This is a genomic window from Sphingobacteruim zhuxiongii (genome assembly GCF_009557615.1).
Classification (GTDB): Bacteria; Bacteroidota; Bacteroidia; order Sphingobacteriales; family Sphingobacteriaceae; genus Sphingobacterium; species Sphingobacterium zhuxiongii.
Window position 1 is genome coordinate 562,585 of record NZ_CP045652.1, and the last position, 15,165, is coordinate 577,749.

A 15,165-nucleotide genomic window follows, 5' to 3' on the forward strand; every position below is an offset into this window, starting at 1 on the left:
ATACTAAACAATTTGGATTTACTCCGGGATTTTATAGTAATTTAAATACCGGACAATACTATTTGCTCTGCGATTAATATACGCTGAAGGACGTCGAGCATCCCATTTTTGTGGACTCGGTAGAATAGCAATGATCAACGCAGCCTCCTTCTTTGTCAGACTTTTTCCCGATTTATGAAAATAGTATTGCGATGCAGCTTCGGCCCCATATACGCCTTGCCCCATTTCAATAACATTTAAATAAACTTCGAGAATCCGCTTTTTACTCCAGAATAACTCGATTAAACCAGTGAAGTAAGTCTCTAAGCCTTTTCGAAGCCACGATCGCTCTGGCCACAGAAAAACATTCTTTGCGGTTTGTTGACTTATTGTGCTTCCTCCACGTAATTTTTTACCTTCCTGATTTTTCTCAAATGCTTTCTTAATGGCATCCGTGTCGAAACCATTGTGCGTCATAAAATGGGCATCCTCGCCTGCTAAAGCAGCACGCTTCAAATTATCCGACATGTCTTCGTAGGATAACCAAGATCGCTCAATTTTCCAATCCTTACCCGCTTCTTTTCGCTCGAATCCGCGCTGAAGCATCAAATAAGTTATCGGAGGATTAATGAAGCGTAAAACAATGACCCATAAAATAGTCATCACAAAAAAGGCTAATATGCCCTTTAGAACCCAAGGAAGAATCTTTCTTGTTAAGACGGAGCCGGTTGTTGGTTTGCTTTGCTTTTTTTTATTCGTCTTTGTCGAACGCTTAATAGCCATCTGCACTAATTTTAATGCAAAGCTAATAGGTATTTTTTAATTTCCATGTCATAAACATTAAACTTCCTCAATTTTGTGATTTGAAATCGTTTGTCTCCAAACTGTTTTTTTTTCATTGCTTAAGCATAGCTCATTCGTACTTCTATCGTACCTTAACCCATTGATTTCAATTTTCATGGGACGAACTTAGGAACATCTGCATTTGAGTTTCAACACAAGCCAACCGAGCTCGAATACTTGATTCAGACCTGCTTATTTAGCATTCGAAAGGCTTTTAGCTAGCGGCTATTATCTCCTGTCTGATTGTTTGGCAAATCGACACAATTCTGCTATTTTTACAGCTTATATATAAAATAAAATACCTTGGCAAAAGAAAAGAAGCAAACCCCTTTAATGCAGCAATATAACACCATTAAGGCCAAGTACCCTGGCGCATTATTGTTGTTTAGAGTGGGCGATTTTTACGAGACGTTTGGAGAGGATGCGATGAAAGCGGCTAAAATATTAGGCATCGTTTTGACAAAGCGTGGAAATGGCTCGGAATCGGAAACTGCGTTAGCTGGGTTCCCACATCATTCTTTAGAAACTTATTTGCCAAAATTGGTGCGTGCTGGTCAGCGGGTAGCAATATGCGATCAGTTGGAAGACCCCAAACTAACGAAGACCATTGTAAAAAGAGGCGTGACAGAATTAGTGACACCAGGCGTGTCCTATAGTGAAAATATTGTTCAGCAGAAATCAAATAACTACTTAGCATCGCTGTTTATTGACAAGCAGATTGTTGGGATTTCTTTTTTAGATATTTCTACTGGAGAGTTCTTAGTTGCTCAGGGTAGTTTTGATTATATTGATAAGTTATTGCAAGGCTTTAAGCCGACCGAAATTATCCTTCCTAAAAAGCAGTATAAAGAGTTTGTAGAACATTTTGGATCTTCCTATTATACTTATCCGTTGGATGAATGGCCTTATTCGGGAGATTATGCAACAGAGTGTTTACATAAGCACTTTGAAGTAAATTCAATGAAAGGTTTCGGTATTGATCGTTTACCTGTTGGGATCATTGCGGCGGGTGTTGCGCTACATTATCTAAACGAAACAGAGCATCGTAATCTACAGCATATTTCAAATATTTCTCGAATTGAGGAAGAACGATATATGTGGTTAGATCGCTTTACGATTCGTAATCTTGAATTGATTGGTTCTCAAAATGAAAATGCAACCACACTATCTGACGTACTCGATGAAACATCTTCCCCAATGGGTGCACGTTTGTTGAAACGTTGGATTGTGATGCCTCTAAAAGATGTGAAGTCTATTAATGAGCGTTTACAAGTTGTAGAGTACTTTCACAAGAATCGAGAATTGCGAGAACAGTTGATTCATGAGATCAAGCAAGTAGGGGATTTGGAGCGCCTAATTAGTAAGATTGGCTTACAGAAAGCAAATCCTCGTGAAATTAGCCAGCTAAAGCGTGCTTTATATGCTGTTGAGAAGCTTAAGGAGTTAACAAATGTTCCATCTTCGGAAGCGTTGCGAATCATTTCAGAACAATTAAATCCTTGTGCATTAATTCGTGAAAAAATCGAGACGACTTTACAAGCAGAACCACCTGTTGCTTTAAATAAAGGAAACGTGATTGCCAATGGTATTGACGCCGATCTAGACAAATTACGTAAAGTTGCGTTTGGAGGTAAAGATTACCTGTTGGAGATTCAAAAAAGAGAATCTGAATTAACGGGAATTCCGTCACTGAAAATTGCTTTTAACAATGTGTTCGGGTATTATTTAGAGGTAACGAATACCCATAAGGATAAGGTGCCTGAGGGCTGGATAAGAAAACAAACCTTAGTAAATGCTGAACGATATATTACCGAAGAGTTAAAGGAATATGAAGAGCAGATTCTTGGCGCGGAAGAAAAAATCCAGTTAATTGAAAACAGAATATATGGGGAACTTTTAATATCCATCGCAGAATATATCAAACCCATTCAGTTAAATGCACAACTGATTGCAAAGCTCGATGTATTGTTAAATTTTGCAACAATCGCTGAGCGTAACTTTTATGTCAAGCCTGAAGTTAACGATGGGAAAGAGCTGGAAATAAAAGGTGGTCGTCATCCCGTTATCGAGAAGAATCTCCCAATTGGAGAGGACTACATTACGAATGATACTTCCTTAGATCCCGAGAATCAGCAGATCATTATTATTACGGGTCCTAACATGGCGGGTAAATCAGCCTTACTTAGACAGACCGGTTTAATTGTACTGATGGCGCAAATAGGTTCTTTTGTTCCCGCAAAGGAAGCTGCTATTGGCGTCGTTGATAAGATTTTTACTAGGGTCGGGGCCTCCGACAATTTGTCGTCTGGGGAATCGACTTTTATGGTCGAAATGAATGAGACGGCAAGTATCATGAATAACCTATCTGATCGCAGTTTAATTCTATTGGATGAGATCGGACGTGGAACAAGTACATATGATGGTATATCTATTGCTTGGGCGATAGCCGAATATTTGCATAGTCATCCGACAGCTCGAGCAAAAACGTTATTTGCCACACACTATCACGAATTGAATGAACTTTGCAATTCGATGCCACGCATTAAGAACTATAATGTGAGTGTGAAAGAGGTGAATAATAAAGTGATATTCTTACGCAAATTGGTTCCTGGAGGATCTGAACATAGCTTTGGTATTCACGTTGCTAAGCTTGCTGGTATGCCACCAAAACTAATCGGCCGTGCGGGTGAAATTCTAAAACGTCTAGAGCAGGAACGCACAGGAGGGGAGAAAATCAAAGATAGCATGCGTAAGATTCAGAAGCAGGCTTATCAGTTGCAGATGTTTGCTATTGACGATCCGGTATTGGAAAAGATTCGCGATATGTTAAATAATTTAGACGTTAATACGTTAACTCCTGTTGAGGCTTTAATGAAATTGGATGAAATTCAACGTTTGTTGAAGAATTAATACAGAAAGAGATGGGGAGTATATTCCAATTTAAGCAGTTTCAAGTGGATCAAAAAGATTGCCCAATGCGTATCAATACGGATGGTGTAATCTTAGGCGCGTTTGCTAGCGCAAAAAATCCTCAACAGATTTTAGATATCGGGACAGGTACTGGGGTAATCGCTTTAATGCTAGCGCAGCGTTTCGAAGAGGCGAAAGTTGTAGCTGTTGAGATTGATAAATTAGCGGCACAAACGGCACAAGAGAACTTCTCTGTGTCTCCGTTTGCTAAACGACTATCACTGGTTAACTCGGATATCTTTCTATGGAATTGTACGGAATCTTTCGACTTGATTGTTTCAAATCCTCCTTTTTACATCAATTCCTTGCACAATCCGGATGAACGCAAAAAAACAGCAAAGCATACGGATACTACTTTTTTTGAAGGTTTGATGCTTTTCGTTTCTCAGCGTTTGAATAGGGAAGGTAAACTTCAAATTATCGTTCCTGTGGAATTAAAAGAGTTTTTGGTAGGTAGTGCGCTAAGAAATGAACTACATCTGCTGGAGGAGCTTAAAATACATTCCTTTGACGATGCAGAAGCCATTCGCCTGGTGCTAACATTTGGTAAGCAAGAAGGAGCCGATAAGGCTACTGAACGTTTTGTTATCTATAAAGAACGAGCTGAACACTCGGATGCTTACCGTGAATTATTAAAACCATTCTTTCTCGCTTTTTAATAAGAGGATATCATATGAGAATCGGGTTAATATCAGATACACACAGCTACTTAGACCCTGCAGTTTTTACTTATTTCGAAGCATGTGATGAAATATGGCATGCGGGAGATTTCGGTGATATGGCGGTGATTGAAGAACTGCGTGCTTTCAAACCCTTGCGAGGAGTGTATGGGAATATCGATGATAAGCCAATACGTCTTGAATATCCGGAAAATTTACGTTTCAATTGCGAAGGGGTAGATGTATGGATGACCCATATTGGCGGTTATCCAGGTAAGTATAATCCTTTAGTACGTGCTGAAATACAGAAGAATCCTCCGAAGCTCTTTATTTGTGGTCATTCACACATCTTGAAAGTGCAATTTGATCCCAAATTAGGTTTATTGCATTTGAATCCTGGAGCGGCAGGTAAGCAGGGCTGGCATCAAGTTAGAACATTGATGCGGTTTGATGTTAATGGGGATAAGATTGAGAATCTGGAAGTAATTGAGTTAAACCCTCGGTACTAGTCTATAGACTGTCGCGCACGTCAAGTAAAAAGCTTTTTAATTTCTCTAATGAATCTACAACGCGTTGGTTTTCTTTTGCTTCGTTTTTGTTGCTACGTAAGAAATCGCGTGCACCTTGTAAAGTATAGCCTTTATCTTTTACTAAATTGAAGATAATCTTCAAATTGGAAATGTCACTCTGTGTGAATAAACGGTTTCCTTTTTTATTCTTCTTCGGTTGAAGAATATCAAATTCACGCTCGTAGAATCGAATTTGGGAAGCATTGACACCAAACATTTCGGTGACTTCTCCCATGGTGTAATACAACTTATTAATTTCTCGATCTTTATAAGGCATGTGTTTTCGCGTTGATGATACAAACAAATATACAACCTAGTTTTGATATTCAAAAAAAGCAAGACTTTAATAAAGTTGGTACCTATTTTGTAAATTTAACCCTATGAGAGGTAAGGTTATCGTCAGCAACTTCTGGACAAGGTTTTTTTCTTTCGGGAAAGCGCAAGCGATTACGATCTTTCCGTTTATTTTTTTACGCTATCGGATTGATAAGTCAGATCAAATTCTATTGAATCATGAGCGAATTCATATTCGTCAAGCATTAGAACTATTCATTATCCCATTTTATATATGGTATTTAACCGAATTCCTTTACCGCTTATTGCAACATAAGGATTTTAATACTGCATATTTTCATATTTCATTCGAACGGGAGGCTTTTAGCAATCAACATGATATGGAATATCTTAAAACGAGAAAGCCCTTTGCTTTTATTCGAAATTAGACGTTAGTCGCAGCACATAAAGAATGTTGTTTTCTTGTTTTTTAATGGTACCCTATAATTTGGTTGTAGGTCAAATGATCCAATTAAAGATTTGGAATCTAATGACTAACCACTAACGATGCCATCATTGTCCCATTACATGGGTTTTATGTGCTATGACTAATGTCTAAAACTTCCTCTTTTAATTTATTTATCAGTTCTAAATGGAGAAACTGGTAATCCTTGACTATTAAATAGGTTTGGCATTGCAGTTTCCGAGAACCCAAAACGTACAGCTACTGGGTTTTTTACTTCTTTCGATTGAACAATCAGTTTATCTCCTTTAATTGTTCCTTTTGCTACCTGAAATTGTTGGTCTTCGCCCGCAATAAAGAGTTCTGTGATATCACCTTTCGACTTTAATCCGTTTTCAGCGTAATGGAAAGATATTTCAATGGTGTTTCCCTTTACAACATGCGATTTATAGATTGGCGATTTGCAGTCCTTTATCGGTTTGTCGTATACTTCAGCAAGGGTCATATCTGCTAATCGTTTTGCAACGTCTTTCTTTAGATTTGGATGTATGTTTTTTATATCATCAACTAGGTCAGTAATCACTACCATGCCTGATTTTTGAAGCTCTAAGGCCGTCTTTGACTGTAATTCACGTAAGTACGCAGCTCTCGGTTCATTTTTACTATTGTAAGCATAGGGTGCTATCTGAACAAAGTAGAATGGGAAGTCATAATTCCATGCTGCTCTCCAAGAGGTAACAAGAGTTTTCATAAGTTTATCATAACTCGGGTAATAGCCTACGTTACTCTCTCCTTGGTACCAATAGGCAGCTGTTAGATTATATCCTGCATAGGGATGCACCATGCTGTTCCATAGTACACCACCTTCGTAGGGGCGATATGCATTTATATCTTGCATTTTCGCATATTTCAATAGGAAAGGGTCATTTTCTATGAGATGATTAGGTGTCCAGACCTCTGCACCTGTACCTCCCCAGCTTGCGTTGATAACGCCAATGGGTACATTCAAATCTTTGTTTAGTTGTTTTGCTATAAAATATCCGATTGCCGAAAATGGTTTTAAGGTTTCTGCACTCAATGTAGACCAGTTGTTGTTGATGTCTTCTTGTGGATTATTTGCGGCAATGCGACTTACTTGTAGCAAACGAATATTCGGATTGTTTGCGCTCGGTAGTTCGTCCATAATTTCCTTTAGGTTTTGATTTCCTCCCCATTCCATGTTCGACTGACCAGAACATAGAAATACATCCCCTAATAGGATATCATTTAAAAGAATAGATTCATTGTTCGAAATTACCTTGATCTGATATGGACCTCCGGCTTCGCCCTTGGGAAGTTTTAACGACCATTTTCCGTTATAATCGACTTTTGTACTTACGGTATCTGTAAACCACGAGCCAATAACTTTTATTGGTCGATTCGATCCGCCCCATCCCCAGAAGTTGATTTCAGTATTTCGTTGTAATACCATATGATCGGAAAGCACGTTTGGCAACCGAAGCTGAGCAATTGCGGATTGAAAAATCAACATGCTCGCAATAAAGGCAAGTGTAATTGTTTTTAATTTCATAGTGTTGTTATAGGTTTAGTTATAAAGGTAAACAATCTATATTATTTGCTGTCCTGTGCTTACAGGGATATTATTGGTTTTATTTATTGCTCCGTGATAGTTGCTTGTAGTCGGAAGGTTGCGGGTCAATAGGATGTTTCCTTTGTTGAATAAAATGGATAGGCTTGTTAAATGGAAGAGCTCAGAAACGAAAAAAGCCACCCTATAGGGTAGCTTTTACATATCTTGATTGTATGTTTTTCTTATTTTACGAGTTTCAAGAAAGTTGCAACTTTTTCTTTTAGTTGTCTTCTGTCAACAATAAAGTCTAAAAATCCGTGCTCAAGAACGAATTCCGATGTTTGGAATCCTTTCGGCAGATCTTTCTTGATAGTTTCTTTAATTACGCGCGGGCCAGCAAATCCTATCAATGCACCAGGCTCCGCGATATTGATGTCACCTAGCATAGCGTATGATGCAGTAACACCTCCAGTCGTTGGATCGGTTAATAGACAGACGTAAGGAAGTTTTGCTTGTGCTAGCAAAGCTAATTTCGCTGATGTTTTAGCCATCTGCATTAACGAGAATGCGGCCTCCATCATACGTGCACCACCAGATTTTGAAATAAGCATAAACGGTAGTTTGTGCTCAATACAATAATCAATCGAACGTGCAATTTTCTCTCCTACAACTGAACCCATAGAACCTCCAATGAATGAAAAATCCATACAGGCGATGACAATTTCCTGTCCTTCTAACTTTCCTACAGCAGAACGTAATGCATCATTTAAGCCAGTTTTAGCTTGGCTTTCGACAAGACGATCTTTGTAAGGTTTTGAATCGATGAAGTTTAAGGGGTCACCAGCTTTTAGATTTGGGAAAAGCTCTGTATACTCATTATTATCAAATAATATAGAGAAATAGGCAGTTGAACCTATTCGAATGTGGTAATCACAGTAATGGCAGACAAACTTGTTTTCTACCTGCTCAACGTTTAAAAGGGGCTTCTTGCAATTAGGACATTTATTCCACATGCCATCAGGAGCCTCTTTTTTATTTTCTGTCGCAGTATGAATTCCTGCTTTGTTTCGTTTAAACCAACTCATAGACTAATGTTAATCGGATTACAAATAAACAAAAAATATCTAATATGTAGTGGGAGAAATCGAAATGAGGATGAGGTTTACTTGGTATTAAATAAAAAATGGGTAAGCCCCCTTTATCGCACCGCTCAACCAAATACCCTTGCTTTGTTCCCAACCTGGGGGAGTCAATGGGAGCTGGTCGTAAAGGACTTACCCACGGCAAAATTAACAAAATTTTAATGTTTTGGAAAACATATTTGTCTTACCGAGTTATCCTGCTGACAGTCAGTCAGGAAAAATTACATTTTCTCTTTATCGTACTCGCCTTTTAGCGCGTAATATCCAAATATCCCTAATCCACAAGTGATAATTGGGGTTAAGATAAACAGGATTATAATGCCGAATACGACATCTTCTTGGTGTCCGGATACAATTTTTGGGATTCCAAATTTGGCAATACAGAAATATGCGGTTAGAAGTGCAAGGATTATCCAAACAATTCCTAATATCTTTTTTAATGATTCCATCTTAATCTAAGTCTTTAGCTACCATGTTTTTGTTAATATATAATGCTCCTATAATAAAGCATACGGCGGAAATAATAATCGGATACCACAATCCCTCTAAATAAAAGGTTGGGTTATTCGATATTTTGGCATTACTAGCCAAATAAGTAGATACCGCTGGTAAGAGTCCCCCAAAAATACCATTTCCAATATGATAGGGAAGTGACATGGAGGTGTACCGTATTTTGACAGGGAATATTTCTACAAGGAAGGCCGCGATTGGTCCATACACTAAAGTGATGTAAATTACCTGAATAAAAATCAAGAAGATGAGATAGAAATAATTGGCACCTTCAATGTGTACCGTATTTTTAACGGTTATGTTGGTTCCTTCGCTATTTGGTTTTTCTACACCATTCGCAAAGTAATGCGCAGTCTCCGAAGTTTTAAGACTTGTTCCATCGGTATATGTTGTTTGCGTGGTGCTAATCTTGTCAAATCCATTTTCTGTTGATACTTCTACTGGTTCTGATTTAACTGCTGCGGCAACTTCGGTCTTGTTCTTCAAATTGGTAACCTGATACATGGCTTCGTATATAGGTCGGTAGGTTAAGACGGCTAGCAACATACCTGTCAACATCACCCATTTTCGCCCTATACGATCAGATAGGCGGCCGAAGACGACGAAAAAAGGAGTAGCAAAGAGTAGTGCAATCCCCAATATCATATCGGCTTGATCGGAGTCTAAATTCATGACGGTTTTCATAAAACTCATCGAATAAAACTGTCCTGTATACCAAACTACACCTTGTCCCATCGCTGCTCCAAATAGAGCAAGTAGCACAAATTTTAAATTGTATTTGTTACCAAAACTTTCTTGAAGTGGACTTTTTGATGTTTTGCCTTCAGATTTTGCTTTTTGAAATTCTGGAGATTCATCCATATTCTTACGAATAAGATAGGATACATACACCATCAGGATAGACAATAAGAATGGAACGCGCCATCCCCATTGGTCAAATTGGGCTTCGGATAATAGTGCTCTAGTGATTAAGATGACCACCAAAGAGATGAATAAGCCAAATGTCGCGGTCGTTTGAATCCATGAAGTCCAATAGCCGCGTTCGCCTTTAGGTGCGTGTTCTGCAACATAAGTTGCTGCTCCTCCGTACTCTCCGCCCAAAGCTAAACCTTGTAACAGACGAAGAACTAATACGATGGCAGGCGCAAAGTAGCCTATACTGTCGTAACTTGGGATACAACCGATGAGGAATGTCGCACCTCCCATAAGTATGAGAGTCACCATAAATGTATATTTACGGCCAATCATATCACCTAGTCGACCGAAGAATAAAGCGCCAAATGGGCGGACAACAAAACCTGCTGCAAAGGTGGCTAATGTCGATAGAAAGGCAGCTGTTGGGTTGTCTGCGGGGAAAAATTTTGTTGAGATAACGATGGATAAACTTCCAAAAATAAAGAAATCATACCACTCAATGAGCGTTCCTAATGAGGAGGCGCCAATGACTTTCCAGATTCCTTTTTTACTTACTTGTTCTTGCATGATTAGTTTAGGTTTATTAGGTATTATTTATTTTATAGCATTTTGTATATTTTTCCAGGTAGTGCGTATATATATCCAGCCATTTCCATTTCCAAAAGGACGACCGCTAGCTTACTTTGAGGCCAATCGCTAAAGCAGGAGATGTCGTCGACACTTGCTTCTTTCTTGCTTTTTAGAAAGTCATAAATGATACGTTGATCGTCGGTAAAGTTTGGGATCAAAGTCAGTTGAATTCCTTCTTCAGCTGTTCTATCACTTTCGCGCTGCCATTGCATTAGGTTTAACAAATCTTGACTATTACGTATAAGATGTGCCTCATTGTCTTTTATCAGTCGATTACAGCCGCTAGAGTAAGGTTGATCGATCGCGCCCGGAAAGGCGCATACATCGCGGTTATATTCGTTGGCTAATCTAGCCGTAATCAATGCGCCTCCTTTTTCGCCTGCTTCGACGACAATTGTAGCGTCCGACAATCCCGCGATTATGCGATTACGCATCGGGAAGTTACTTTTATCGGGTTGTGTTTGATATGCGAATTCTGTTAATAGAGCGCCATTGTTGATGATTTCACCGGAAAGATCGCGATGTTGAGAAGGATAAATTCTACTTAGTCCATGTCCAAGGACAGCGATGTTTGGTATATTTCTTCTTACACTTGCGAGGTGTACTAGGACATCTATGCCCATCGCGAGACCGCTGACAATTAGAACTCCAGCTTCTTTTAAACCGTCCACTAACTCCTCAATAATTCGCTTGCCATAGGCTGTTGCATTTCGAGTTCCAACGATACTCACTACTTTTTGAGCGTTATAATCGACCCTGCCATAGCTATAAAGGAGCATTGGAGCGTCTTCGCAATGCACTAAACGTTTAGGATAATCGTTGTCTTCAATCCACAACAGATCAATACCATGCTTTTCTACATGACGTAGTTCGGCTTCGGCTTCAATAAAACAAGCTTTTGATTTAATCTGCTGTACAATATTCCTGTTAAGTCCTGGGATTGCGTTAAGCTGTTGGCTAGAGCTAGAGAAAAGGTCAACTACATTACCAAAATAAGCCAACAACAGTCGACTATACTTCGGTCCAATACCCTTGATTTTGGTTAATGCAATCTTCTCTACGACACTCATAAATGGTTAGTTCTGTTAAAGATAATTATTCAGTACTCCCTGTGCAAGCTTCTAATGGAAATTTATGGTTAACTTTGCATTTCAAAAAAATGTTTATGGAATTACAAGAGCCTTTTGATATAGAATTAAACGGTATTACTTATTCGGTATTCCCAGATGAAAAGGATACATATACCATTTTTAAAGATGGTGAGGAATATGTTCAGATAATAAAAGATACAGAAACAAGTTGGTTGAAGCTCCACCCAGAATCTGGATTGCCTTTATTTGGAATGGATGAAGAGATTCTTTTGATTGGCGCTGAAATTAGTAAGAATATCAGCGAATAACTGCTATTTAGGTAAGCTACAAAGTCGCGGAAATCAAAATGCGCTAACTATTGATTAATAAACTAAGCAATAGTTAGCGCATGGTAATTATGAAGAGGAAGTGCGTTTTGGTTGCCTCTCTCGATTTTTAACCATTAGGTTTTATACGGATACCTGATGGTTATGCGAATTCTTAAATGTTACATTGGAACGTAAACCACATACTTCGTGTCGAAGAACTCATCTTTGAAGTATGTTGAAAGGGGATGAAGTTCTGCTTTTACTCTAGCTTCCTTAATTTCTTCTTTTAAATCTCCACCTTTTAGATAAAGAATGCCGTTTGGAATACCATTCTTGTCTTGCTTTTCGAATTTGTTTCTGATCCAAGGGATAAATTCTCCCAAACGTGTCACAGCTCTAGAAACGATGAAATCATACTTGTAGTCGATTTGTTCCGCACGCATGTGATCGGCTTCTACATTGGTTAATCCAAGTGCTTCGGCGACACCGCGTACCACTTTAATTTTCTTGCCTATAGAGTCTACTAAATGGAATTGAACGTCTGGGTACATGATAGCTAGTGGAATACCGGGAAATCCACCCCCAGTTCCTACATCAAGGATCCTTGTGCCTTTGGTGAATTCGGTAATGAATTTTGCAATTCCTAGCGAATGAAGAACGTGTTTTAGATATAAACTTTCGATATCTTTTCGAGATACCACATTAATTTGGTCGTTCCAAAATGGATAGACTTCAGCTAGCTGAGCGAACTGTTGTTTTTGTTTTTCACTAAGATTCGGAAAATGCTGGTAAATGATATCGACTGTTGGATTCACTGTATTTCAATTTGGTAATTATTTCCAACTCACCTGTTTCTTTGATCGATTGAACAGGCCGTTGAAGCATATGTAAAAATAATAATATAAATCGAGGATTGGCAACCAGAAAATAAGGTCTGATACGCCAAGCTTTCTATAGATCGGACGGAATACGATTATTTGGGTAATTAATCTCAATAAATAGGCGCCTAAGCTGATGTACCATAGGCCTGGGATAAGAGCAAGACAAAGGAATACACTGCAATAAAATAACAATGCCGTTATTAATTGTGTTGCTAGCATGCGCTTATGTCTTCCTTTATACATTACAGAAGCGCCGGCATGCCTTGCTTTTTGTTTATAATAACTTTTCCAAGTCAATTTAGGTTCTGAATAGACATGAGCATCTGGATGGATTGCTATATCGACATTTGTTTTAGTTGCATTCTGATTGATAAACAAATCATCGTCACCAGATTTGATATGCATATGCGCATTAAAGCCCTTTCCTTTAAAAAAGAGCGACTTCTTGTAAGCGAGGTTTCTTCCAACACCCATGTAAGCATCCTTCTTCAAAGCGTAAGAGAGATAGCTCATCGCGGTATGTGTGGTCTCAAAGCGAATAAGTTTATTTAAGAATCCTGGATATTTAAAGTATGGCGAATAACCTAAGACAATTTCTTTTTCATTTTCAAAGGCGCTGGCCATCTCTTTAATCCAATTTGGACTATTAGGTTGACAATCTGCATCGCACATAACCAAGATTTCATGCTTCGCACTCTTAATTCCCATGGTAAGCGCAAATTTCTTACTATGCTTCAGTTGAATGTGTTCTTTGATCTCAACAACACGTAGATGGGCGTACTTTTCGCAAAGGTCTTTTAATATCCATTTACTTTCATCAGAAGAACAATCATCAACGATGATTACTTCAAAGTCAGGATAATCTTGTTCCAATATGCTGGGTAGAAATTGCTTTAAATTCTCCTGTTCATTATGCGCACAGATAATTAGAGAAACAGGCGGGTATGCTGTCATATCTTGCCGATCCTTAATGCGATATTTTGCTAATTTGCTGTAAACAAATAGGATATAGTAGAGTTGGAACAATAACAAAAGCGCTAGAATTCCGAAAGGAAAATAGGAAATAATTTGCGGAATGTTCAGTTCGATACCCATAGAATAGGGGCAAAGATAAGGTATATCTGCCCAATTCTGTCGCCTGTGTGTTAATAAATGCGAATTAACAGGGGCAAATGCATTGCGCTCGAAATTTTATAGTATTTTTGCGCTTGATTAAGGAATAGTATGAAATTTACGCTTCAAGCACAAGATAAACTCTCAAGAGCCAGGGCAGGAGAGATTGAAACAGCCCATGGAACAATAAAGACTCCGATTTTCATGCCAGTAGGTACAGCTGGGACGGTAAAGGCTGTTCATCAGCACGAATTGGTGAATGATATTCAGGCACAGATAATCTTAGGAAATACTTATCATTTATATCTACGTCCCGGGCTTGATGTGTTGAATAAAGCCGGTGGCTTGCATAAATTCAATAATTGGAGTGGACCTATCTTAACTGATTCTGGAGGTTATCAAGTTTACTCATTAACTGAAGTTCGTAAAATCCGTGAAGAGGGTGTTACTTTTAGATCACATATCGACGGTTCGAAGCACTTGTTTACGCCAGAGAATGTTATGGATACGCAGCGTGTTATTGGTGCCGATATTATTATGGCATTTGATGAATGTACGCCTTATCCTTGCGACTACCGTTATGCTCGTCGTTCGTTAGACATGACACATCGATGGTTGAAACGTTGTTGTGATCGTTTTGATTCTACAGAGCCAATTTATGGTTATGATCAAACGCTCTTTCCAATCGTTCAAGGTTCCGTTTACAAAGATCTTCGTGAAAAATCCGCTGAAGTAATCGCTTCTTTCAATCGAGAAGGAAATGCTATTGGTGGTCTTTCGGTAGGTGAGCCTGCAGAAGAAATGTATGCGATGACAGAAGTCGTGACAAATATCTTACCTAAAGAGAAGCCTCGTTATTTGATGGGCGTTGGAACTCCAATAAACATTCTCGAGAATATTGCATTGGGTATTGATATGTTTGATTGCGTGATGCCTACAAGAAATGCACGTAATGGAATGTTATTTACACAGAACGGTATTATTAATATTAAGAACGAAAAGTGGAAGGATGATTTCAGTCCGATTGAAGCGGAAAGTGATTTATTAGTCGATCAAATTCATACAAAAGCTTATTTGCGTCACTTAATCCGATCTCAAGAAATTTTGGGAGCGCAAATTGCTTCTTTACATAATTTGCATTTTTATCTTTGGTTGGTGGAACAAGCGCGAGAGAAGATTATCGATGGCACGTTCTACGACTGGAAAAATAAAATGGTAAAAGTCTTAGGTCAACGCTTATAGTATTGAA

15 protein-coding genes and 1 other RNA gene are annotated in these 15,165 nt (G+C 38.6%); 6 read left to right on the plus strand and 10 right to left on the minus strand.

Annotated elements, in window-relative coordinates; translation table 11 throughout:
* Positions 1 to 18: 18 nt before the first annotated feature.
* Positions 19 to 762, minus strand: a complete 744-nt coding sequence (gene mtgA, locus GFH32_RS02405) for a monofunctional biosynthetic peptidoglycan transglycosylase (RefSeq protein WP_153509556.1) — start codon at positions 760 to 762, stop codon at positions 19 to 21.
* Positions 763 to 1,125: 363 nt separating this feature from the next.
* Here mtgA and mutS point away from each other — a divergent pair, with 363 nt between their 5' ends.
* From mutS to GFH32_RS02420, 3 genes are read left to right on the plus strand one after another with little or no spacing between them, the layout of a single operon-like run.
* The gene (gene mutS, locus GFH32_RS02410) at positions 1,126 to 3,732 is read left to right on the plus strand and encodes a DNA mismatch repair protein MutS (RefSeq protein ID WP_153509557.1); all 2,607 of its coding nucleotides are present in this window, start codon (positions 1,126 to 1,128) and stop codon (positions 3,730 to 3,732) included.
* 11 nt (positions 3,733 to 3,743) lie between these two features.
* Positions 3,744 to 4,451, plus strand: a complete 708-nt coding sequence (locus GFH32_RS02415) for a tRNA1(Val) (adenine(37)-N6)-methyltransferase (protein WP_153509558.1) — start codon at positions 3,744 to 3,746, stop codon at positions 4,449 to 4,451.
* A gap of 14 nt (positions 4,452 to 4,465) precedes the next feature.
* Positions 4,466 to 4,960, plus strand: coding sequence for a metallophosphoesterase family protein (locus tag GFH32_RS02420; RefSeq protein ID WP_153509559.1), 495 nt, complete (start codon positions 4,466 to 4,468; stop codon positions 4,958 to 4,960).
* A 1-nt stretch (position 4,961) separates the two neighbouring features.
* Here GFH32_RS02420 and GFH32_RS02425 read toward each other — a convergent pair whose 3' ends face one another.
* Positions 4,962 to 5,297 (minus strand): MerR family transcriptional regulator, encoded by a 336-nt coding sequence (locus tag GFH32_RS02425; RefSeq protein WP_153509560.1) that lies wholly within the window; start codon positions 5,295 to 5,297, stop codon positions 4,962 to 4,964.
* A gap of 103 nt (positions 5,298 to 5,400) precedes the next feature.
* On the opposite strand from GFH32_RS02425, the gene GFH32_RS02430 reads away from it, so the two are divergent.
* Complete coding sequence (locus tag GFH32_RS02430) at positions 5,401 to 5,742, plus strand: hypothetical protein (protein WP_153509561.1); 342 nt, start codon at positions 5,401 to 5,403, stop codon at positions 5,740 to 5,742.
* A gap of 186 nt (positions 5,743 to 5,928) precedes the next feature.
* Here the strand turns inward: GFH32_RS02430 and GFH32_RS02435 are convergent, their stop codons facing one another.
* The 6 genes from GFH32_RS02435 to dprA form a co-directional block, all read right to left on the minus strand.
* Positions 5,929 to 7,326, minus strand: a complete 1,398-nt coding sequence (locus tag GFH32_RS02435; protein ID WP_228384199.1) for a sialate O-acetylesterase — start codon at positions 7,324 to 7,326, stop codon at positions 5,929 to 5,931.
* A gap of 242 nt (positions 7,327 to 7,568) precedes the next feature.
* A complete protein-coding gene (gene accD, locus GFH32_RS02440) occupies positions 7,569 to 8,411 on the minus strand; it encodes an acetyl-CoA carboxylase, carboxyltransferase subunit beta (RefSeq protein ID WP_153509562.1) in 843 nt (280 codons plus the stop codon).
* Positions 8,412 to 8,508: 97 nt separating this feature from the next.
* An RNA gene (gene ffs, locus GFH32_RS02445) (signal recognition particle sRNA small type) lies at positions 8,509 to 8,606 on the minus strand.
* 83 nt (positions 8,607 to 8,689) lie between these two features.
* Positions 8,690 to 8,917 (minus strand): DUF6814 family protein, encoded by a 228-nt coding sequence (locus tag GFH32_RS02450; RefSeq protein ID WP_153509563.1) that lies wholly within the window; start codon positions 8,915 to 8,917, stop codon positions 8,690 to 8,692.
* A 1-nt stretch (position 8,918) separates the two neighbouring features.
* Positions 8,919 to 10,460, minus strand: coding sequence for an MFS transporter (locus tag GFH32_RS02455; protein WP_153509564.1), 1,542 nt, complete (start codon positions 10,458 to 10,460; stop codon positions 8,919 to 8,921).
* A 32-nt stretch (positions 10,461 to 10,492) separates the two neighbouring features.
* The gene (dprA, locus tag GFH32_RS02460; protein WP_153509565.1) at positions 10,493 to 11,593 is read right to left on the minus strand and encodes a DNA-processing protein DprA; all 1,101 of its coding nucleotides are present in this window, start codon (positions 11,591 to 11,593) and stop codon (positions 10,493 to 10,495) included.
* 95 nt (positions 11,594 to 11,688) lie between these two features.
* Between dprA and GFH32_RS02465 the strand changes: the two genes are divergently transcribed.
* A complete protein-coding gene (locus GFH32_RS02465) occupies positions 11,689 to 11,922 on the plus strand; it encodes a hypothetical protein (protein WP_153509566.1) in 234 nt (77 codons plus the stop codon).
* Between the two features lie 179 nt (positions 11,923 to 12,101).
* Here GFH32_RS02465 and rsmG read toward each other — a convergent pair whose 3' ends face one another.
* A complete protein-coding gene (rsmG, locus tag GFH32_RS02470) occupies positions 12,102 to 12,737 on the minus strand; it encodes a 16S rRNA (guanine(527)-N(7))-methyltransferase RsmG (RefSeq protein WP_153509567.1) in 636 nt (211 codons plus the stop codon).
* Between the two features lie 18 nt (positions 12,738 to 12,755).
* Complete coding sequence (locus GFH32_RS02475) at positions 12,756 to 13,898, minus strand: glycosyltransferase (RefSeq protein ID WP_153509568.1); 1,143 nt, start codon at positions 13,896 to 13,898, stop codon at positions 12,756 to 12,758.
* Positions 13,899 to 14,027: 129 nt separating this feature from the next.
* Between GFH32_RS02475 and tgt the strand changes: the two genes are divergently transcribed.
* Complete coding sequence (tgt, locus tag GFH32_RS02480) at positions 14,028 to 15,158, plus strand: tRNA guanosine(34) transglycosylase Tgt (protein WP_153509569.1); 1,131 nt, start codon at positions 14,028 to 14,030, stop codon at positions 15,156 to 15,158.
* Positions 15,159 to 15,165 lie beyond the last annotated feature (7 nt).

Excerpts from the sequence above, each read along its gene's own strand:
- mtgA (WP_153509556.1), bottom strand. The coding sequence starts at position 762 with ATGGCTATTAAGCGTTCGACAAAGACGAATAAAAAAAAGCAAAGCAAA.
- GFH32_RS02415 (WP_153509558.1), top strand. The coding sequence starts at position 3,744 with ATGGGGAGTATATTCCAATTTAAGCAGTTTCAAGTGGATCAAAAAGAT.
- GFH32_RS02420 (WP_153509559.1), top strand. The coding sequence starts at position 4,466 with ATGAGAATCGGGTTAATATCAGATACACACAGCTACTTAGACCCTGCA.
- GFH32_RS02425 (WP_153509560.1), bottom strand. The coding sequence starts at position 5,297 with ATGCCTTATAAAGATCGAGAAATTAATAAGTTGTATTACACCATGGGA.
- GFH32_RS02430 (WP_153509561.1), top strand. The coding sequence starts at position 5,401 with ATGAGAGGTAAGGTTATCGTCAGCAACTTCTGGACAAGGTTTTTTTCT.
- GFH32_RS02435 (WP_228384199.1), bottom strand. The coding sequence starts at position 7,326 with ATGAAATTAAAAACAATTACACTTGCCTTTATTGCGAGCATGTTGATT.
- accD (WP_153509562.1), bottom strand. The coding sequence starts at position 8,411 with ATGAGTTGGTTTAAACGAAACAAAGCAGGAATTCATACTGCGACAGAA.
- GFH32_RS02450 (WP_153509563.1), bottom strand. The coding sequence starts at position 8,917 with ATGGAATCATTAAAAAAGATATTAGGAATTGTTTGGATAATCCTTGCA.
- GFH32_RS02455 (WP_153509564.1), bottom strand. The coding sequence starts at position 10,460 with ATGCAAGAACAAGTAAGTAAAAAAGGAATCTGGAAAGTCATTGGCGCC.
- dprA (WP_153509565.1), bottom strand. The coding sequence starts at position 11,593 with ATGAGTGTCGTAGAGAAGATTGCATTAACCAAAATCAAGGGTATTGGA.
- GFH32_RS02465 (WP_153509566.1), top strand. The coding sequence starts at position 11,689 with ATGGAATTACAAGAGCCTTTTGATATAGAATTAAACGGTATTACTTAT.
- GFH32_RS02475 (WP_153509568.1), bottom strand. The coding sequence starts at position 13,898 with ATGGGTATCGAACTGAACATTCCGCAAATTATTTCCTATTTTCCTTTC.
- tgt (WP_153509569.1), top strand. The coding sequence starts at position 14,028 with ATGAAATTTACGCTTCAAGCACAAGATAAACTCTCAAGAGCCAGGGCA.